The organism is Vicingus serpentipes (assembly GCF_007993035.1).
In the GTDB taxonomy this organism is placed as follows: Bacteria; Bacteroidota; Bacteroidia; order Flavobacteriales_E; family Vicingaceae; genus Vicingus; species Vicingus serpentipes.
Genome location: NZ_VOOS01000003.1, coordinates 218,058 through 238,055 on the forward strand (window position 1 = coordinate 218,058; position 19,998 = coordinate 238,055).

The 19,998-nt window shown below is 30.3% G+C and carries 15 protein-coding genes; 8 read left to right on the top strand and 7 right to left on the bottom strand.

All coding sequences use genetic code 11. The features are described 5' to 3' along the window. The first annotated feature begins 3 nt into the window (after nucleotides 1–3). The 5 genes from FRY74_RS07415 to bshC all read left to right on the top strand — a co-directional run bounded on the left by FRY74_RS07415 (nucleotide 4) and on the right by bshC (nucleotide 4,797). Nucleotides 4–156 (top strand): DUF4295 domain-containing protein, encoded by a 153-nt coding sequence (locus FRY74_RS07415; protein WP_147100101.1) that lies wholly within the window; start codon nucleotides 4–6, stop codon nucleotides 154–156. A gap of 66 nt (nucleotides 157–222) precedes the next feature. Beyond that, nucleotides 223–1,176 carry a signal recognition particle-docking protein FtsY gene (gene ftsY / locus FRY74_RS07420; protein WP_147100103.1) on the top strand — a complete coding sequence of 318 codons (954 nt, stop codon included), beginning with the start codon at nucleotides 223–225 and terminating at the stop codon, nucleotides 1,174–1,176. A gap of 40 nt (nucleotides 1,177–1,216) precedes the next feature. After that, nucleotides 1,217–1,870 carry a DUF1566 domain-containing protein gene (locus tag FRY74_RS07425; protein WP_147100105.1) on the top strand — a complete coding sequence of 218 codons (654 nt, stop codon included), beginning with the start codon at nucleotides 1,217–1,219 and terminating at the stop codon, nucleotides 1,868–1,870. Between the two features lie 31 nt (nucleotides 1,871–1,901). After that, complete coding sequence (gene rimO / locus FRY74_RS07430) at nucleotides 1,902–3,218, top strand: 30S ribosomal protein S12 methylthiotransferase RimO (protein ID WP_147100107.1); 1,317 nt, start codon at nucleotides 1,902–1,904, stop codon at nucleotides 3,216–3,218. Beyond that, nucleotides 3,211–4,797 carry a bacillithiol biosynthesis cysteine-adding enzyme BshC gene (gene bshC, locus FRY74_RS07435; RefSeq protein ID WP_147100110.1) on the top strand — a complete coding sequence of 529 codons (1,587 nt, stop codon included), beginning with the start codon at nucleotides 3,211–3,213 and terminating at the stop codon, nucleotides 4,795–4,797. Before rimO ends, bshC begins: the two co-directional genes overlap by 8 nt. Nucleotides 4,798–4,804: 7 nt before the next feature. Here bshC and FRY74_RS07440 read toward each other — a convergent pair whose 3' ends face one another. Both FRY74_RS07440 and FRY74_RS07445 read right to left on the bottom strand, forming a co-directional pair. Further along, entirely contained in the window at nucleotides 4,805–7,564 is a 2,760-nt protein-coding gene (locus tag FRY74_RS07440) for an InlB B-repeat-containing protein (RefSeq protein WP_147100112.1), read from the bottom strand. A 265-nt stretch (nucleotides 7,565–7,829) separates the two neighbouring features. Beyond that, the gene (locus FRY74_RS07445) at nucleotides 7,830–10,061 is read right to left on the bottom strand and encodes a T9SS type B sorting domain-containing protein (RefSeq protein WP_147100114.1); all 2,232 of its coding nucleotides are present in this window, start codon (nucleotides 10,059–10,061) and stop codon (nucleotides 7,830–7,832) included. Nucleotides 10,062–10,269: 208 nt separating this feature from the next. Between FRY74_RS07445 and guaA the strand changes: the two genes are divergently transcribed. The 3 genes from guaA to FRY74_RS07460 all read left to right on the top strand — a co-directional run bounded on the left by guaA (nucleotide 10,270) and on the right by FRY74_RS07460 (nucleotide 16,174). Beyond that, complete coding sequence (gene guaA, locus FRY74_RS07450; protein WP_147100116.1) at nucleotides 10,270–11,799, top strand: glutamine-hydrolyzing GMP synthase; 1,530 nt, start codon at nucleotides 10,270–10,272, stop codon at nucleotides 11,797–11,799. Further along, a complete protein-coding gene (locus FRY74_RS07455; protein ID WP_147100118.1) occupies nucleotides 11,756–13,675 on the top strand; it encodes a LysM peptidoglycan-binding domain-containing protein in 1,920 nt (639 codons plus the stop codon). Before guaA ends, FRY74_RS07455 begins: the two co-directional genes overlap by 44 nt. A gap of 132 nt (nucleotides 13,676–13,807) precedes the next feature. Continuing rightward, a complete protein-coding gene (locus FRY74_RS07460) occupies nucleotides 13,808–16,174 on the top strand; it encodes a choice-of-anchor B family protein (protein ID WP_147100120.1) in 2,367 nt (788 codons plus the stop codon). A gap of 58 nt (nucleotides 16,175–16,232) precedes the next feature. Here FRY74_RS07460 and FRY74_RS07465 read toward each other — a convergent pair whose 3' ends face one another. The 5 genes from FRY74_RS07465 to FRY74_RS07485 all read right to left on the bottom strand — a co-directional run bounded on the left by FRY74_RS07465 (nucleotide 16,233) and on the right by FRY74_RS07485 (nucleotide 19,994). Continuing rightward, the gene (locus FRY74_RS07465) at nucleotides 16,233–16,553 is read right to left on the bottom strand and encodes a MerR family transcriptional regulator (RefSeq protein ID WP_147100121.1); all 321 of its coding nucleotides are present in this window, start codon (nucleotides 16,551–16,553) and stop codon (nucleotides 16,233–16,235) included. 10 nt (nucleotides 16,554–16,563) lie between these two features. Next, the gene (locus FRY74_RS07470) at nucleotides 16,564–17,895 is read right to left on the bottom strand and encodes an MATE family efflux transporter (protein WP_170227978.1); all 1,332 of its coding nucleotides are present in this window, start codon (nucleotides 17,893–17,895) and stop codon (nucleotides 16,564–16,566) included. A gap of 37 nt (nucleotides 17,896–17,932) precedes the next feature. After that, nucleotides 17,933–18,475: a 16S rRNA (guanine(966)-N(2))-methyltransferase RsmD gene (rsmD, locus tag FRY74_RS07475; RefSeq protein ID WP_147100125.1), complete on the bottom strand. Its 543-nt coding sequence runs from the start codon at nucleotides 18,473–18,475 to the stop codon at nucleotides 17,933–17,935. Then, nucleotides 18,466–19,329, bottom strand: coding sequence for a DUF3822 family protein (locus FRY74_RS07480; RefSeq protein ID WP_147100127.1), 864 nt, complete (start codon nucleotides 19,327–19,329; stop codon nucleotides 18,466–18,468). The genes rsmD and FRY74_RS07480 overlap by 10 nt, the downstream gene beginning before the upstream one ends. 68 nt (nucleotides 19,330–19,397) lie before the next feature. Next, nucleotides 19,398–19,994, bottom strand: a complete 597-nt coding sequence (locus tag FRY74_RS07485) for a hypothetical protein (protein ID WP_147100129.1) — start codon at nucleotides 19,992–19,994, stop codon at nucleotides 19,398–19,400. Between the last annotated feature and the right edge of the window lie 4 nt (nucleotides 19,995–19,998).

The window sequence follows — 19,998 nt, forward strand, 5'->3', positions numbered from 1 at the left end:
GTTATGGCTAAGAAAACCGTTGCATCGTTACAAACAGCAGGAAAAAGTTTAACCAAAGTTATTAAAATGGTTAAATCGGAAAAAACTGGTGCTTATGCTTTTCAAGAAAGTATTGTGCCTAATGATAAAGTACAAGAGTTTTTATCAAAAAAATAATTCAATAAAATTGTATAGATTTAAGCTTCTTTCACTTTAGAAAGAAGCTTTTTTTTTATTAGACATATGGGCTTTTTCAATCTATTTTCAAAAGAAAAGAAAGAAGTTTTAGACAAGGGATTGGATAAAACAAAACAAACTTTTTTCTCTAAATTATCTAAAGCAGTAGTTGGTAAATCTAAGGTTGATGATGAGGTTTTAGATAGCTTAGAAGAAATATTGGTTACTTCTGATGTAGGTGTAGATACAACTCTTCGTATAATTGAAAAAATTGAAGCACGTATTGCTCGTGATAAATATGTTAGCACTTCTGAATTAAATCAAGTTTTAAGAGAAGAAGTAGCATCTTTATTGGAAGAAAATAATACTGGAGATTATAAAGAAATTGAAATTCCTCAACAAGAAGAACCATATGTGATTATGGTTGTTGGGGTTAATGGTGTTGGTAAAACAACTACTATTGGTAAGTTAGCTTATCAGTTAAAAAAACAAGGTAAAAGTGTTATACTTGGCGCTTCAGATACTTTTAGAGCTGCAGCAGTTGACCAATTAAAAATTTGGGCAAAAAGAGTAGATGTTCCAATTGTAGAGCAAGGCATGAATGCTGATCCTGCTTCTGTGGCTTTTGATACATTACAATCAGCTAAAGCTAAAGGTTCTGATGTTGTAATTATAGATACTGCTGGACGTTTACATAATAAAGTTAACCTGATGAATGAGTTATCTAAAATTAAACGTGTTATGCAAAAGGTAGTGCCAGATGCACCTCACGAAATTTTATTGGTTTTAGATGGCTCAACTGGTCAAAATGCTTATGAACAAGCTAAACAATTTTCGTTAGCTACTGAAATAAATGCATTAGCTATAACCAAATTAGATGGAACTGCTAAAGGTGGTGTTGTAATTGGTATTTCTGACCAATTTAAAATACCTGTTAAATACATTGGAGTTGGAGAAGGTATGGAAGATTTACAAGTATTTAATAAATATGAGTTTGTAGATTCATTGTTTAAAGACTAATAAGTAATGTTTGTAATTATAATTTGATATACGAACGAAGATGTTCAAGTTATATACGTTTCTACTAATTTTTATTGTTTTTCTTTATTTAAAATCGTTTTCTCAAGAAAATATAAAATATCAAATTGGAGATTTTGCTCATGGAGGAATCATCTTTTGGTTAGATGAGACGGGTGAACATGGTTTAGTTTGTACTAAATCGGATATTTCAGAATCAACTCAATGGGACACTGAATTGAAATATATTGGTGAACCAATGAATTCCCCTGAAAGAAATACAAAATCTGTTGCAATTCTTGATGGAATTTATGCTGGGAAAGAGAATACTCAATCAATCATTAAATTTGTAGGTAAAAGCGATATACCTTTCGCAGCACTTATTTGTGATGAATATGAATTATTAATAGATTCAATTTTGTATGATGATTGGTATTTGCCTTCGAGAGAAGAATTAAATATAATGTATTTAAATCGTACAATTATTAATGAAACTGCTTTACAAAAAGGTGGTGAATCTTTAAACAAGAATAGGTATTGGAGTTCTACAGATGTTGATTGTGGCGAGGACCCGTATAATAAATTTGACAATGTTCATCAAGCTTATGGTCATGACTTTTCGTTAGGAAGCAAAAAGTACCAATTACCCAGTAAAAAATATATGCTTTATTCTGTAAGGGCAATCCGATCTTTTTAGATAATTTTAAGCTTTTATAAAATCACTCATCTTGAAAACAAAAACCTTAAAAAATAATAAAGTTAATGTCATCACTTTGGGTTGCTCTAAGAATCTTTTTGATTCTGAAGTAACCATGACTCAATTAAAAGCTAATGGCTACGAGGTAGAGCATGAAGCTCAGCAAGATGATTCTGAAATTGTAATCATAAATACTTGTGGTTTTATAGATAATGCAAAGGAAGAATCTATAAATACAATACTTAGATATGCCGAAGCAAAAAAAGATGGACAAGTTGATAAATTGTATGTTACAGGTTGTTTATCAGAAAGATATAAGGAAGGTTTAGAGGATGAAATAAAAGAGGTGGATGCTTTTTTTGGAACAAGAGAATTACCTAAGTTGTTAAAAACATTAAAAGCTGATTATAAACATGAACTAGTTGGTGAAAGAATTATTACTACACCTAGTCATTACGCTTTTTTAAAGATATCAGAAGGTTGTGACCGTAAATGCGCATTTTGTGCCATTCCATTAATGAGAGGAAAGCATATTTCAACACCAATAGAAGAATTGGTGTTACAAGCAAAAAACTTAGCTAAGCAAGGAGTAAAAGAGTTGATATTAATTGCTCAAGAACTTACTTTTTATGGGTTAGATATTTATGGAGAGCGTCGTTTACCATTATTACTTCAGGAGTTGTCTAAGGTTGAAGGTGTAGAGTGGATTCGATTACATTATGCCTATCCAACAGGATTTCCTATGGAGATTATTGAGGAAATGAAAGTTAATCCAAAAGTTTGTAACTACCTTGACATTCCTTTACAGCATGCTTCTAACAATATGTTAAAAGCGATGAAAAGAGGTGCGACTCGCGAAAAAACAACTAAACTGATTAATGATATAAGAGTTTTAATTCCTGAAATTGCAATTCGAACTACTTTTATTGTTGGCTTCCCTGGAGAAACAAGAGAGGATATTGAAGAGATGAAAGAGTGGATTGCTGAAATGCAATTCGAGCGTTTAGGTGTTTTTACTTATTCTCACGAAGAAGATACAACAGCCTATGATTTAATTGATGATGTTTCAGAAAAAGATAAACAAGATAGAGCGCAAGAAGTTATGGATTTTCAACAAGGAATATCTCTTAGCTTAAATGAACAAAAAATAGGAAAAACCTTCAAAGTATTATTTGATAGAGTTGAGGGTGATTATTTTGTTGGTAGAACAGAATATGATTCTCCAGAGGTTGATAATGAAGTGCTAGTAAGTACTAAAGATAATTTTGTAAGGATTGGAGATTTTGCAAATGTTACTATTACAGGAGCTTCTGATTTTGATTTGTATGGAGAGGTTGTAAATGAATAAAATTAAAATTCCATATCAACAAACAGGTTATTTTTCCAACTTAATGTTGGATTATATCTCAGGTAATGAAAATTTAAAGCCCTTTTATAACCATTTTCATTCTATTGAAGGATATAAAAATCAATTGGAAGAAAAACAGTTTTCAGATGAGAGTAGAAAGGTTTTATATGATTCGTTAAATAAACAATACCAAGAATTAAGTGTTGTTGATTCTGTAAAGCAAAATATTGAAAGATTAAAAGAGCAGAATACTTATACAGTTACAACAGGACATCAGTTAAATTTATTTACAGGACCACTTTACTTCATTTATAAAATTATTTCTACTATAAATTTGGCAAAGCAGTTAAAGAATAATTTTCCAGATAAAAACTTTGTTCCTGTTTTTTGGATGGCTACCGAAGATCATGATTTTGAAGAGATTAATCATTTTAATTTATTTGGAAAGAAACATCTAATTAACTCACTCCAAACAGGTGCTGTAGGACGAATGAAGTTAGATGGAATTGAGGCTGTTTTTACTGATATACAAGAAACCCTAAATGGTAGAAATGGGTTGGAAGAAATAATACAAAAGCTAAAAAAATATTACAATTCAAAAAACACTTTCACCCAAGCAGTAAGAGAATTAGTAAATGAGTTGTTTGGTAAACATGGATTAGTAATTATTGATGGTGATGATAAAGAACTTAAAAGAACATTTCAATCTTATATCAAATCTGAATTATTAAATCAAACTAATTTTAAAAGTATTAATGTTAGTTCTGAAAAATTAGAAACTTTAGGCTTTAAAAAGCAAGTCAACCCAAGGGAGATAAATTTATTTTATCTCAAAAATAACTTACGTGAACGTATTGTTTTTGAGGATGGAAATTTTAAAGTTTTAAATACGGAAATTGAATTTTCTGAATCAGAAATTTTAAAAGAATTAGAAAACTACCCGGAAAACTTTAGTCCAAATGCGGTAATGAGACCTTTGTATCAGGAAGTTATTTTACCAAACTTAGCTTATATTGGTGGTGGTGGAGAATTGGCTTATTGGCTACAGTTAAAAGAGATGTTCGCTAATAATGGCGTAACATATCCAATATTAGTTTTACGAAATTCAGCACTATTATTAGATGGTGGAACCTCAAAAAAAATTAATAAATTGGGATTAACAACAAAACAATTGTTTCTTAAAGAAGACGATTTAATTAAAACTTACTTAAAAGAAGGAGCTGAAATTATATTAGATTTAAAAGCAGAAGAGAGAGGAGTTGAATTAGTTTTTGAAGATGTGATTAAGAAAGCTGGTAAAATTGATCAAACTTTACAGCCAATGATAAAAGCAGAACTACAAAAAAGCTTAAAATCATTACAAAATATTGAAGCAAGATTAATAAAAGCTGAAAAGCAAAAAGAGGAAGTAGCTATTAATCAAATTAAAGGAATTAAAGATAAATTATTTCCTAATGGCTCATTACAAGAGCGTAAAGACAATTTTTTATATGCTTATTTATTGATAGGTGATTCTTTTATTGAACAATTAATAGAGCAGTTAAATCCTTTTGAGCAAGAGTTTTTAGTCTTGTCTTAAAAATTAATTATCTAACAACAATCTTTTTACTATATATCTGATTAGCTGTTTGAATAGTTACGATATACATTCCATTGGCAATATCTAAAGGAATATTTTCATTGTTAGCAAGGATTGTTTTTATTAGTTGCCCTTGTATATTGTAAATAGATACCGTTCCATTCTCTATGTCTCCAATTTCTATTTTTTTGGAAGTATTATTATAATAAATCATGTTTGATAAATCAGTACTTAAGGCAATTGTATTAGAATATGAATATTCACCATTAAAATCAGTTTGTTTTAATCGGTAATAATTGATAGGGTTTGTTATTCTGTCATCAGTAAACTGATAGTATTGATTTGTAGAACTATTACCTGCTCCATTTATTATTCCTATCTCATTAAAGTTAAAACCATCTTCTGCTCTTTCTAAAGTGAAATAATCGTTATTTATTTCAGTAGTAGTTGTCCATTCTAATAAATTACCATACACTGTTTTTTTGCCTTTAAAGAATAACAGTTTAATAGGTAATACTTCAGTTGTAACATTACAATCAGCTAAAACTCCAACAGAAACAGCATTACCGCCTGGTGAAGTTGATGAAAAAGTTGCGAATTCACCATCGCCTTGATTACTAGAAGTATAAGAATAAGTATAAGAGTAAGTATTTCCATCAGTTGCAGTAATATCTAGATCGAAATCTTTCGTACCACTTGAATTCCCGAAATTACCACTATCATGCCAAGTGTCTCCAGTTGAAGCAGCTGATTGTCCAAAAACTACATAAATAGGACCTTGCCCGCATAAACCTGACCAATCAAAATTTACTTCTGCACAGATACTTGAAGATACTAATAACATAGTTGAATTCGGAGGTAGAGTTTGTCCGTTAGCATCATAAAATACAGTCCCACAAGCAGCACTATCATTCATTGTAGTGATAGTTGAATTATTGCTAACTACTGTACCAAGAAGGTCGTAAGCAGGAAAAGCCGGATAGATTAAATCAAAATTAGCTGAATTCACTAAAACGCTATTTGCTCCTGTGTTAGCAAAAACAATTTCAGACCTTCCTTCACCACCACATCCTACAGGGTCGCAACCATTAAATAATACACTTGTAATATGTGGGGGAGCACAATGTCCATCTGTTAGATTGATTGTAAAAGTTGAAGATTCACTACCAATAACATATGGGTTTGATGAAATTACTCTTATTTTATAGTTTGCTCCGTTTGGTGTGCCTCCTGGTATAGTAAAGTTTATTGTTCCACTATTAGCAGTAGAAACTAATGTTCCAATGTTAATTGGAGATCCAAAATTTCCTGAACCATCTGATAATTGAGCGGTGTATACGTTACCAGCACCAAAAGTATCTGTAGAGGTGAAAGCAACTGTTCCATTATCACTTACTGCACATTGAACACTAAAAGGACTTCCTGAAACTGATCCAGTAGTAATTGTATTTGTAGGTGGTGTTGATCCACAAATACTAACATCATCAATCCATAATTCTCCAGCGCGGGTTGTTGAAAATTCAAATAAGCCTCCAGTATATTGTCCAGAGGTATAATCTATATCAGTTTGAGTTCCTGCTGAAGTTTCTCCAGATCCTGAATCATAGTATAATTGCCAAATACCAGCACTGGTACGAGTAATTCTTATACAAACATCATCAGTACTATTCCAATCATAAGCACTAGTTATTATTGCAGTATAAACACCAGCATCAACTCTATATAAAGTAATTAAATCAGAGGTTCCAGTTAGATTAACACCAACTGTATAACCGTTAGGAGTGCCAAAAAAATCTGAGCCATCAGAAATTAAATAATAACCAAAATAATTACTTCCAGAAGGGTCCCAATTTCCATTTCGCATACAAAAAGACCATTCAAAATCACTAGTAGTTAAATCTTGAACACCAAGGTCGTGAAAAATATAACTTGTACCTGATACTCCAGATAAGTTATGATTTAGTTCTCCTGAAGATATGGCCCAATCAGTAGTGTTCGACCATTGGGATAAGGTTGCACTAAAATCATCTGAAAAAATAGGAGTACAACTAACTGGGCAATTCCATTGAGCATATAACGTAATGTCAGCAGAAAAATCATAAGTTGCTCCATCAGAATAAGATGTGCCGCTCCCGTTTGAAACTGTATTCCATTCAATAAAAGTACAACCAGTTTGTGTAAATGAATTGGTTGTTAAAGCAGTTGAACTACTAGCAGTTTGATCGCTCATAGATCCACCATCACTTCCATTTCCGTTAAAGTTCACAGTGTAATTGCTTGATCCACTACAAACACCGGTTGAAATAGAAACATCATCGAGAGCTATATTGCCACTAGTCTTATTTGTGTAAATAAACTTTAAATATCTAGAGTTGCAAGACAATGTTTCTGTTTCTGAATTACTTGTATTTGATATGTTTATATAATTATTTACATCTGAATAAGTAATTCCATCTATTGACTCTTGAACAGTAAATGTTCCAGTAATGTTTGATCCTGAGCTTGGATTACCTTTAATACAAAAAGTTAAATCTGAAGCAGGACCATTATAATTAACGATGATGTAATCGCCCGAAGTATTAAATTGTGCTGATGATGAATTAGATGCGCCACAAACATCAGTTCCATAAGTAGATGTACCTGATTTAGACCAGCCAGTTGGCTCCGCTCCTGACCATGTATCTCTGGAAACCGGAATTGTAGCTTGTGAATGTAAATTCCTGCAGATAAGAAGAACAATACTTAATAGTATTACTCGAAAAAGCATTTGTATTCTGTAATAATTATAAAATGGTTTCGGGAATTTCCCTGTAGGTGATCATTTTATAATTTACAGAAGTAAAGTTACTTAAATTAGGTGTTTAATTTGTTAAGGATAGGTTAAGCAGCTATTAATATTTTTCAACAAAATGTTGAAAACGAATTAAATATGAAATTTAGTTTACTAAAAAAAGAAAAATTGGTATTAAAAGAATAATTAAAATTTTAATACCAATTTTTGAAAATCTTGAACAGTTTTAATTTTAATCATTTTATTTTAATAAAGTTATATGCCCTGTTAAAGTTTCTGTTAATTCATTATTCCAAGTAATTGTAGAAATATAAAAATAAGTTCCATCAGCAACTAGTGTTCCTTCGTAATAGCCATCCCAACTTCCATCAATAGCATCCCAACTATATAATTCTTTTCCCCATCTATTAAATATTTTACAAGTTAAGCTAGAAATATTTTCTCCTTTAATTGTAAAAACGTCATTTGTAAAGTCGTTATTTGGAGTAAATACATTTGGTATGTAAACGGTATTTGGCCTTTCAAAAAGAAGTGTTTCTTGATAAGTGTCTTGACAGTTATTATTTGAAGCAGTTAAAGTTACAGTGTATTCTCCATTCTCTATGTACGAAGTTGAAGGGTTTTCATTTAAACTTAATTGACCATTACCAAAATTCCAGCTAAAATTTGTAGCAGAAAGGGAAGATTCATTTGTAAAATTGATAATTGATGGAAGTTCACTGCCATAAAAATAATCAGAAGAAAATAATGCTGTAATGCTATTGTCTAAAATTGTTTTGTAGGCTGTATCTGATCCGCATTCATTGGTTACAGATAAAAAGACATTAGCGGCTGAGCTAAAGTTTTGGGTTATAGAATTGCTACCAGTTGACCATAAATAATTTCCATTTCCACCAGCAGTTAATTGAACAACATTGTTACAAATTATGGTATCTCCAGTAATAGAAGCAACAGGTAAAGTTCCAGGAGAAACTATTAATGATTCGCTATCAGAACCGCAAGAGTTTGTAGATGAAACAGAATAGGTACCAATTGAACTTACGGTAATACTTGACGTAGTCTCGGAAGTATTCCATAAATAATTGTCTGATCCGCTGGCTATTAATGTAATGGTTTCACCATTACAAATAACATTGGTAGCTGAAGAACTACTTAATGAAATTGTTGGTGGAAATAATACGGTGATTGAAATACTTTGAGAATCGCGATAGCAATTGTTATATCCAATTACATAATAATCACCAGTATTACTAACACTTTGAGAGGTTGAATTAGCGTTGTTGAACCAGGTGTAATTTGGGGCTCCGCTAGCTGTTAAAACTGCTGAATTACCATTGCAAATAGTAGTATTTGGCGTTGTTAAGTTTAGATTAATTGTTGGTGCATCAGTAATTGTTATATTATCAGAAGCACTTCCACAAGAAGAGTTACTAGTTACACTATAATTTCCTGAAGTTAAAACATAAATTGAATTAGAAGTACTTCCTGTGTTCCAGGTGTAATTTCCTGAACCACTTGCAGTAAGTAAAATACTATCACCACTACAAAGCTCTGTTGAGGATGAGGTAATCGTTGCTATAGAAGTATTTCCTCCAACTTCTACTAGAACACTATCTTTTGTTGGCTGACCACAATTTGTAGCACCTTCGTAATAAATATAGAAATCACTATTGTCAGTTGAAACAGAATAATAACTTGTAGTTGAATTAGAGTTTGAAGAAAAAGTCCCGTTACCTCCAATCCATGTTGTTGAAGAAAAGCTTCCATTTATAGTTGCTGATAAATCAATTGTATCTCCAGGACATATAGTAAAACCAGTTTCATTAATATCAATTGTATTAATTACTATTGGGGCGGTACATCCATTATTAATATATGTAGGAGAACCAGGCCAAGTATAATCAACTGCAGCCCCGTCACCTCCAGTCAAATCAGTAGGTAAATAAGATACAACATCTGAACAACCTGCGGGAGAGCTAAAACTAATAGTTAAAGTTTTTACTGATGAAGAGGAATTAGAAAAATGACCAAGTGTATTCCCTGGGCATTGAAAAATTGCATAAACGGTATCATTTAAATTTGCAAATGAATTTGCAGAAACATCAAATAATGTGCTCGTAAATAAAATAACAGAAGCTCCTGCGGGAAGAATATTTGCAGTTGGTTCTAATATTACTCCGCACCCAGTAATTGTACTATTTAAACTTGCTACTTTAGATGCTGTTGTTCCATTTTTACAAATTCCATCGTAAGAGTTACTAGTTGTTGGCCAACTGACATTCATGTCATTATAATTTAAATTGTTTGGTCCAACTGTAAAACGTACCATTTCGTTGTCAGATTCAGGAGAACCACAGGCATCTACAAGAATGCTTTCAATTTCAAAACAAGAACTAGGAGTTTGAGATTTAACAGTTGTAATTGTAAAAACAACAAAAGTAGCTATAAGGCATACTCTATTAAAAAATAACATGTTTTAGCGCAACAAAAACAAAGTGGTTTCAGGAATTTCCATCTAGGTGATCACGTTTGTTTTTCAATGCAAATTTAAGAAGATTAATACTTTATGAATGTTAAGAGCAAGTTAATTTTTGCACAATTGTTTATAAGTAGCTTATTATTTTTAAAAGTTGGCACTAAAAATATACCATAATATCTGTTCCAAATTTTATCTTTGCGAAATGGAAAAAATAGTGATTTTAGATTTTGGCTCACAATACACGCAATTAATTGCAAGAAGAGTTAGAGAATTAAATGTTTATTGTGAAATACATCCACATAATAAACCTCCAGAAATTGATAAAACAGTAAAAGGAGTAATCCTTTCAGGAAGTCCATTTTCTGTTAGAGATGAAAAATCTCCAAAACCAGATTTATCTATTTATAGAAAAAAATTACCATTATTGGGAGTTTGTTTTGGAGCTCAATATTTAGCATCTAGTAATGGAGGTGAAGTACTACCATCTAGCACCAGAGAATATGGACGTGCAAATTTATCTTTTGTTGATAATACTCATCCTTTGATGAAAGGAGTTAGTGATAATTCACAGGTATGGATGTCGCATGGAGATACGATTAAAAAATTACCCGAAAACACAAAAATATTTGCAAGTACTGCTGATGTTGAAATTGCTGGGTATGAGTTTGAAAATGAAGACACTTATGCTATTCAATTTCACCCAGAAGTATACCATTCAAAAGATGGAGGAACAATGCTTAAGAATTTTATAGTTGGTGTTTGTAAATGTGCCCAAGATTGGACACCAAATTCTTTTGTAGAAGAAACGGTTGAAGGATTAAAAGAAAAAATTGGAAACGATAAAGTTGTTTTAGGTTTATCGGGAGGAGTTGATAGCACAGTCGCTGCAGTATTACTTCATAAAGCAATAGGTAAAAATTTGTATTGCATTTTTGTTGATAATGGTTTACTGCGTAAAAATGAATTTGAAAGTGTTTTAAAACAATATGAACATTTAGGACTAAATGTAAAAGGAGTTGACGCAAAAAATAAGTTTTATTCAGCATTAGAAGGAGAAAAAGATCCAGAGAAAAAGCGAAAAGCAATTGGTAAAGTTTTTATTGATGTTTTTGATGAAGAATCTCATTTAATTGAAGATGTTAAATGGTTAGCACAAGGAACTATATATCCAGATGTAATTGAATCAGTTTCAGCAACAGGAGGACCATCACAAACTATAAAATCGCATCATAATGTTGGTGGATTGCCTGATTACATGAAATTACAAATTGTAGAACCTTTACGTTTATTATTTAAAGATGAAGTTAGACGTGTTGGTCGTTCAATGGGCTTAAATGAAGAGCTTTTAGGAAGGCATCCTTTTCCTGGTCCTGGACTAGCAATTCGTATATTAGGAGATATTACAGCTGAAAAGGTACGGATTTTGCAAGAGGTCGATTATATTTTTATTGAAGGGTTGAAAAAATCAAATTTATATGATGAGGTATGGCAAGCGGGAGCTATTCTTTTACCTGTTCAATCTGTAGGGGTAATGGGAGATGAACGTACATATGAGCAAGCAGTTGCGTTACGTGCAGTTGAGTCAACGGATGGAATGACTGCTGATTGGTGTCATCTACCTTATGAATTTTTAGCAAAAACTTCTAATGAGATAATTAACAAAGTAAAAGGAGTTAATCGTGTGGTTTATGACATTAGTTCAAAACCTCCAGCAACAATTGAGTGGGAATAATTTAATTTTATTAATATTGATTATCAAAAAGTTAATACCATATTATGTTTTAGCAATAGCATTAATTTTTTCATTAAAAATTAATGCTCAAGTTGACACGACCACAGTTCATCAAATAAATGGTAAGGATTATTACATTCATAATATAGAACAAGGTAATACGCTATATTTTTTGAGTAAAGTATATAATACTCCGATTGATATTATTCAAAAAGAAAATCCAAGTGTAAATGACGGCCTTAGTGTTGGAGAAAAAATATTTATTCCACTAAAAAGAGAAGTTGATACAGAAGTTATAGTAAACGGTAATTATATTCTTCATACTGTTGAAAAAGGAAGAACACTTTATGCTTTAGCTAAAGAGTATAATGTTCAGCAAAATGATATTATTGTTTTAAATCCTGAAATTGTTGATAATGGAATAAAAGAAGGTCAGGTTATTAAAATTCCTGTCCTAAAAATTAAACAAGAGCAAGTTCCAACAAAAGAAATTAAGGAGAAGCCTATTTATAAAACACATAATGTTAATGCGGGAGAAACACTTTACTCATTAAGTAAGTTATATAAAGTTTCAGTAGACTCTATTAAAATTGTTAATGATGGCTTATTGAATGGTTTAAGGGTTGGTGAAAAAATTTATTTGCCAATTTTAGTTGAGCAAAAAAGAATAGCTACAAGTTCTACATTTAATAACATGCTTTCTTCAGACAGTATTGTTAATTCAATTAATCTGAATCTGTTTAACACTGATTCAATCATTAAAAAGTCAGTTTATAAAATTGCCCTTTTATTGCCCTTTTATATTGAAGAAAATGAAGAAATAGTTACTAGTGCATTGCAACAAAAAGAAATTTACCCAAAATCTAAATATGCAGTAGAGTTTTACCATGGAGTTGTTTTAGCGCTAGATTCTTTATCAAATCAAGATGTTAATTTTGAGTTATTGGTTTATGATACTAAAGGACAAGACTCAATATCTACAAGAAAAGCTTTGAAAAAAATAGATATTGAAAAAGTGGATTTAATTATTGGGCCTCTTTATTATAGTAACTTTGAAGTTGCTTCTCAATTTGCTTTAGAAAGAAATATCCCGATTATATCCCCTGTAAAACAAAACAATAAAATCCTTTTAGGAAACCAATTTGTATTTAAAGCAGTTCCTTCAAAAATGTCAATTCTTAAGCATATAGCTCATTTAGCAGTAGATAGCTTTAGTACAAATAATAATTTAATAACGATAGAGCATATAACTTCTAAAGAAAAATCATTAGCTGATGCTTACATCAAAGATTATAATGAGTTAATGATGAATAAGACAGATACACTAATCTATTCTTCAATGAAAAAAGTTCAGTTATCTAATGCTCAAGAAATTATTTCTAGTTTAAATAAATTAACTAACAATGTCATGTTTGTTCCTTCTAGCAATAGCACATTTGTAACTAACTTGTTTAGTGTTTTAACAAATGTTTTAACCACCAAAGATTATAAGTCATGTAAAGTTACTTTGATTGGATTAGAAGAATGGTTACAATTCGACAATATTGATTTAGAATATTTTCAAACACTTAATGTTTACCTACCAATAAATCAATTTATTGATTATGAAAATGAAAGTGTGGTAACAATGATAAATAAATATTATGAAAGCACTAAAACTTATCCTTCAAATTCATCTTTCTTAGGTTTTGATATTGCCTATTATTTTGGGAATAAGTTAAAAACAAATGGAAATGTTTTTACTAATGAAGAAAAATTATCATCTTTTACTTCATTAGAATTTAATTTTCTTAAAACCGGAGTTGAAAGTGGTTTTGAAAATACACATTCAACTATAGTTGGATTTCAAAATTACAAGGTCGAAAGGATAGATTAATTCACTTATCTATAAAAATATACCGCTTATTTAGGAATACAACCCTTTAGTATAATTATACCTGTTTGTAAGGATAAGAATTGTTAAATTGCAACAACATTTAACTAAACTATCTAAATTCTTACACCCAAAATGAAAAAAATTCTATTATTTGCAATAGTTCTTTTACAAATAAACTTTGCTTCTGCTCAATTAAATATGTCGCTTTTAAGTCAATTTACGTTTCCAGGAAGTAGAGGAGATGTTTCTGATATTTGGGGGTATGTTGATGAAAATGGTAATGAATACGCAATTGTTGGGCTTCAAGAAGGTGTTGCTATAGTTGACGTTACAAATCCTACTTCTCCAAATGAAGTTTTTTATACTGCAGGAGCTACTACTATATGGAGAGATATGAAAACATGGGGTGATAAGGCGTATATTACTAATGAAGGAGGTAATGGATTGATGATAATTGATATGTCTCCTTTACCAGGTAGTACTTCGTTAACAGTTACTAATTATACGGGATCTAATTACCCTTTTACAACTGCTCATAATTTATATATCGATGAAAATGGTTACTGTTATATAATAGGTGCAGATAACGGTGTTGGCGGTGCAATTATTTTAAACTTAAATGTACCAACAACAGATACTAATTTTGAAGTAGGAAGATATAATGATTATTATTTACACGATGGTATGGTTAGAGGAGACACATTGTGGGGAGGAGCTATTAATGATGGTTTTTTAGTAGCAGTTGATGTGTCAACCAAAAGTAATCCAGTTACAATGGCAACAAAAATAACCCCTAGTAGTTTTACTCATAATATTTGGATTTCTCCAGATGGACAAACTGTTGTGACTACTGATGAGAAGAGTAATGCATATTTAGCTGCATATGATGTTAGTAATTTAGCAAACATAACAGAAACGGATAGAATTCAGTCTAGTCCTGGCCAAAATGTTATACCGCATAATGTTCATTTTAAAGATAATTTTATTGTAACTTCTTATTACAGAGATGGTGTGACTATTCATGATGTTAGTGATCCATATAATATTATTGAAGTAGGCAATTATGATACATCTCCAGCATTTAGTGGAAATGGATTCAATGGTTGTTGGGGAGTATATCCATGGTTACCTTCTGGTAATGTAATAGCAAGTGATATTGAAAATGGATTATTTGTTTTGGGAGCAACTTATGCAGGGGCATGTTATTTAAAAGGTAATGTTACCAACTTAAACACAACTGCAAATCTTGATGGAGTTCAAGTTGATATTTTATCAAGTTCAATATCTACAAATTCTAACGTTATTGGTAATTACTCTACAGGGTTGGCTACAGCAGGAAGTTATGATGTAGTTTTTTCTAAAGCTGGATTTAAAAATGATACTACGTTTAATGTATCTTTAACTAATGGAAATACGACTATTGTAGATGCTCAACTTGAACCTTTAGTAGCATTTAATTTTTCTGGACAAGTTTTAGAATCAGGAACCATGAATCCAATAGCAAATGCAAAAGTTAGAATTGAAAACTCACAATCTTCAACGGTAGTTTCAACAAACGCTTCTGGAAATTTTACTGTTAACGGATTTACCGAAGCAACATATAACGTAACTGCTGGTAAGTGGGGGTATGTAACATCATGTTCTAATAACCAGACTATAAATCAGTCAACTACAGCTTATACTGTTGTTTTAGATAAAGGTTATTATGATGATTTTTCTTTAGATTTTAATTGGGTAGCAACAGGTAATGCTTCTACAGGTGATTGGGAAAGAGGTGTTCCAAATGGAACTATGCTAGGCAGTTTAGAGTCTAATCCTGGAGCTGATGTATTAACAGATTGTAATGATGAAGCATTTGTTACTGGTAATGCAGGTGGTGGAGCAGGTGATGATGATGTAGATGATGGAACAGTAATTTTGACGTCTCCAGTTTTTGATGCTACTTTGTTCTTTGATCCTTATGTTGAATATGATCGTTGGTTTTTTACAGGTAGTGGAGGTTCTCAATCTACAGATGTTTTATCTGTTAAATTAAGTAATGGGTCAGCTTCAATTGAAATTGATAATGCCAATATAAATTCTTCAGATAATTCAACTTGGGCTAATAGATCTATTAGAATTTCTGATTTTATTACTCCAACAAATAATATGAGATTTATTATTGAAACAGCAGATTTAGGCTCTGGCCATCTTGTTGAGGCTGGTTTAGATAAGTTTATGGTTTTTGATGGTGCAGTTGCTATTAATGAGATTGATGATAATGATAAATTCATTATTTCACCAAATCCATTTAATGAAGTAATTAATGTTAAACTGAATACTGAGCTAAGCAATATTGAGATTAAAATATTTGATGTTACTGGTAAATTGTTAGATTCATATTCATTTAATAATCAGCAAATTATTAGTTTAAATAACAATTATGAAAATGGTATATATATGATAAATATATATACTAATAATGAGTTAGTAAAAACTCAAAAACTGATTAAATTTTAAGTTTTAGTTGAATAAAAGAAAAAAGGCTCTGATTAATTTCAGAGCCTTTTTTTATGAATTATAATTCTTCTTTTAATTCTAATAAAAATGATTTGATGTTTTTTAACTTCTGAATAATTTCAAAATTATCCGTAGTCTCTTTTTTACTTGATTTAAGCTTGTTTTTAGCTCCTTCAAGAGTAAATCCTCTTTCCTTAACTAAATGGAATATTAAATGAAAATTATCAATATCTTGTTTAGTGAATAATCGATTTCCTTTTTTATTTTTCTTTGGTTTTATAATGTCAAATTCTTTTTCCCAAAAGCGAATAAGAGATGTGTTTACATTAAACATTTCAGCAACTTCTCCAATAGCGTAATATAATTTATCGTCTGACATTAAAACAAATTTAAATATTTAAACTCTTCCAGTTCCCTTTTTTTAAATAAAGATAGGATAAGAGACCTAAACATCCAAAATAAATAAATTCAGAAGCCCATACTACAGGTAAAGATGATTGAAGTGTTATACCTATATAATAAGCAGAAGCTAAGTAGATAACTATATTAATAAATTCAATTAATAAAGATGCTCTTGTATTTCCAGTTCCTGTTACGCCATTAAATAAGATAAATGAGACACAAAAAAAGAACATAGTAATATTAATTACCCGAAGAGTTTCAACTGTTTGAGAAATTAATAGGCTGTCGCTTGTATAAAAACTTACTAATAATTCAGGGATGAAAAAGCATATTAAAGAAAGAACAAAAGTACAGGCAAGGCTCAATAAAATAATTTTTTTGATAACAGGCAGAACTGATTCTGTTCTGTTTTCACCAATAAGATTACTCACTAAAGTGTTTGTAGCATTACTAAATCCAAAAAGAGGTATCATTAACACCATATATATACTTCTTACAATATGAGAAATTGCTAACTCAGTTTCCCCAATTTTTTCTATAATCATAAAAAATATAAACCATGAACTTAAGGATAAGAAGTTTTGTGCCATTATAGGACTACTTACATTAAAGAGCCTAAAGAATAATTTGCTTTCAAATTTTTGAAATTTAAAGAGACTATATTTATTTAAATCAACTTTAGTTAATGTATAGCCTAAAATAAAAAGAAAAGCAATACCCTCTGATATTACTGAAGCTAGTGCAGCTCCACTAACTCCCATAGGAGCAAACCCTAGATGTCCAAAAATTAAAATATAATCAAGTATAACATTAACAACCATCATTAGAATTGTAACATATGAGAGTATTTTAGTTTGGGTAGTACCTACAAAAAAAGCAATAAATGTAAAGTTTATAAAAGCAAAAAATATTCCCCAGATTCTATAATCTAAGTATTGATTAGCAGCAATCAATATGTTTTCCGACTTTATAATTTCTGATAAAAAATTCGAAGAATAAAATTGAACAATTGTAAAAAGTAATAATGCAAAAGGGATAATAAAATAAAAAGTATGGTCTGTTATTTTACCTATTTGTTTATAATTCTGTTCTCCATTTCTTCGCCCAATTAGAATTTGAGTGCCAGTTGTAAACCCCATTCCTGTAATGATGATAACAAAATATAGAATGCCAGCATTGCCAGCAGCACCTAGTGCAACATTACTAACCTGACCTAAAAAAGCAGTATCAGTAACATTTACAATGTTTTGAGCTACACCACTAATTATAATAGGCAAAGAGATTTGCCATATTTTTTTATAGGATACGTTGTTAAGCAAAATAAGTATTTAAAGTCTCAAGATTAGGACTAAAATATTAGATAGATAAGTTTTTGAAAATACTAAAGTTTACATTTCCATATTTCCGTTGTTGGTAAAAGTTTGGATGTGTTTCAAAATTAGTGTGCTTATCGTGTTCAATTATTAGCCAGCCATTTTCATTTAGTATATTCTTTTCAAAAACTAAATCAGGAATATCGATATAGTTTGAAATATCATAAGGAGGATCAGCAAAAATTAAATCAAAAGATTGTGTGTTTTTTTTCAAATATTTAAATACATCATTTTTGAAAACAACAATTTGGTTAAAACCAAACGTTCTAATTGTTTTCTTTATGTGATTTATACAATTAAAATTTTGTTCTACACATAAAATACTCTTTGCTTCTCTTGATGCAAACTCAAAAGTAATATTTCCAGTTCCAGTAAATAAGTCTAAAACCGTTAGATCATCAATGTCAAATTCATTAATAATTACATTAAATAATCCTTCTTTAGCAAAGTCGGTAGTAGGTCTTGTGGGTAAATTTTTAGGGGCACTAAAAACTTTTCCTTTATGTATTCCAGATATTATTCGCACAAATATTGATTAAACAATGAATAGTAATGATGTTGAGGTATTTCTTCAAAAACATAAGAAAATTTTAAATTCTCCGTTCTTTTACCTAAAGTTATAGAGTTTGAATATTTGTAAAGAATTTCATAAATAGCTGAATTTTTATCTACTTCACCTAATAATCTAATGTTAATGTCTTTTGGTTTAATATCAAGTTGATTTAATACAAAAAGAACATAATAAATAAAATCTTCACTAGTTTGATAAGGAAAAGAATTATACAATTCTAACGATTGGTTTTTTACTACCATCATTTGAAATGAAGAAGGTAAAATATGAATGTCAATTATTAAATCGTTAGTTGTTTTTTTAGCATATAAAACTGAAGCTTCTATTAATGAAGAAGAAAAGTGGTGATAATTAACTTTTTCAATTTTATTAAAAAGATTAATTATATAATCAGGAATACTATACACATTATGAGCCGGTATGTTAATTAAGTTATCCGCATAGAATAAATCTTCTTCTTGCTCAGAAAAGTTAAATTGATGGTAAGTTTTTAATTCGTTATTATTAAACAGAACATTAGGTATTAAAGTGGCTCTATGATTCACATAAGCAACATTAAAAGATTTAAGTGGTTGTTTAAATAAAATAGTTTGATTAACTATTTGGGTTAAAGGATCAACTAAAGAATAGTCGTTATAGATATCGTTTAACAAATATTTTTCTAGTCCAATAAATGTATTATTCTGAGTGTTTAAAATAGTATAGGTAATAGCATTAAAGTCAATGCTCAAATACACTTGATAATGACTTGTATTAGCTGCAGAAAATGATTTGTCAAAAATACTTATGTGAGGAACAATACTACTCATGAATTGCTAAGTTAAAAAAAAAGGATATGAATTCAATCATATCCTTTTAAGTATAAAAGATTAAATTTTTAATCCCAATTTCCGTTTGTTGTTGGTTCTGTCATTGAGCCAATAGTTAAAGCTTGGTTCATGTCAATACCTTCATTATCAGTTTTTAAGCCTTTAAAGATTTCTTTATAAGGTGCTGAAACTTCAAACACTTTAACTTTAACTTTCCCTTTTTCAATTTCTCCTGCATCAATAGAAAATTCTGTTCCTTCAGAGAATGGAATGATGTTGATTTCTGAAACAACTTTTTCAAAGTTATCTTTAAATAATTCTGCTCTCACAGGAATTTTAGTTGTATCACGCGTTATTATTCCCATTTCTAAAGCTTTGGATTCTTGTCCTAATAAGCTGTCAGGTACTTCTCCAATTGCTTTAACAATAATTAAAGAATCATTTTCTAAAAAGTGTTTAAGTTGTGCAAATGATTTTGCGTAATGACCTTTAACTTTTTTAAAGCTAATTTGAGCTTCTTTAACATTCTCAAGTCTTTCAATTACGACATCTTTTCGAGACCTAATTTCTTCTTCTAATTTAATTTTACTGTCAATACTATCGTAAATCATATAGCCCATAAAAGCTGATGCTACTAAAAGTACAAGTTGAATTACCAATTTCATATAA

Bases quoted from the DNA above. Each gene is read 5' to 3' on its own strand.
- FRY74_RS07415 (WP_147100101.1), top strand. From the start codon at position 4: ATGGCTAAGAAAACCGTTGCATCGTTACAAACAGCAGGAAAAAGTTTA.
- ftsY (WP_147100103.1), top strand. From the start codon at position 223: ATGGGCTTTTTCAATCTATTTTCAAAAGAAAAGAAAGAAGTTTTAGAC.
- FRY74_RS07425 (WP_147100105.1), top strand. From the start codon at position 1,217: ATGTTCAAGTTATATACGTTTCTACTAATTTTTATTGTTTTTCTTTAT.
- bshC (WP_147100110.1), top strand. From the start codon at position 3,211: ATGAATAAAATTAAAATTCCATATCAACAAACAGGTTATTTTTCCAAC.
- FRY74_RS07440 (WP_147100112.1), bottom strand. From the start codon at position 7,564: ATGCTTTTTCGAGTAATACTATTAAGTATTGTTCTTCTTATCTGCAGG.
- FRY74_RS07445 (WP_147100114.1), bottom strand. From the start codon at position 10,061: ATGTTATTTTTTAATAGAGTATGCCTTATAGCTACTTTTGTTGTTTTT.
- guaA (WP_147100116.1), top strand. From the start codon at position 10,270: ATGGAAAAAATAGTGATTTTAGATTTTGGCTCACAATACACGCAATTA.
- FRY74_RS07455 (WP_147100118.1), top strand. From the start codon at position 11,756: ATGACATTAGTTCAAAACCTCCAGCAACAATTGAGTGGGAATAATTTA.
- FRY74_RS07460 (WP_147100120.1), top strand. From the start codon at position 13,808: ATGAAAAAAATTCTATTATTTGCAATAGTTCTTTTACAAATAAACTTT.
- FRY74_RS07465 (WP_147100121.1), bottom strand. From the start codon at position 16,553: ATGTCAGACGATAAATTATATTACGCTATTGGAGAAGTTGCTGAAATG.
- FRY74_RS07480 (WP_147100127.1), bottom strand. From the start codon at position 19,329: ATGAGTAGTATTGTTCCTCACATAAGTATTTTTGACAAATCATTTTCT.
- FRY74_RS07485 (WP_147100129.1), bottom strand. From the start codon at position 19,994: ATGAAATTGGTAATTCAACTTGTACTTTTAGTAGCATCAGCTTTTATG.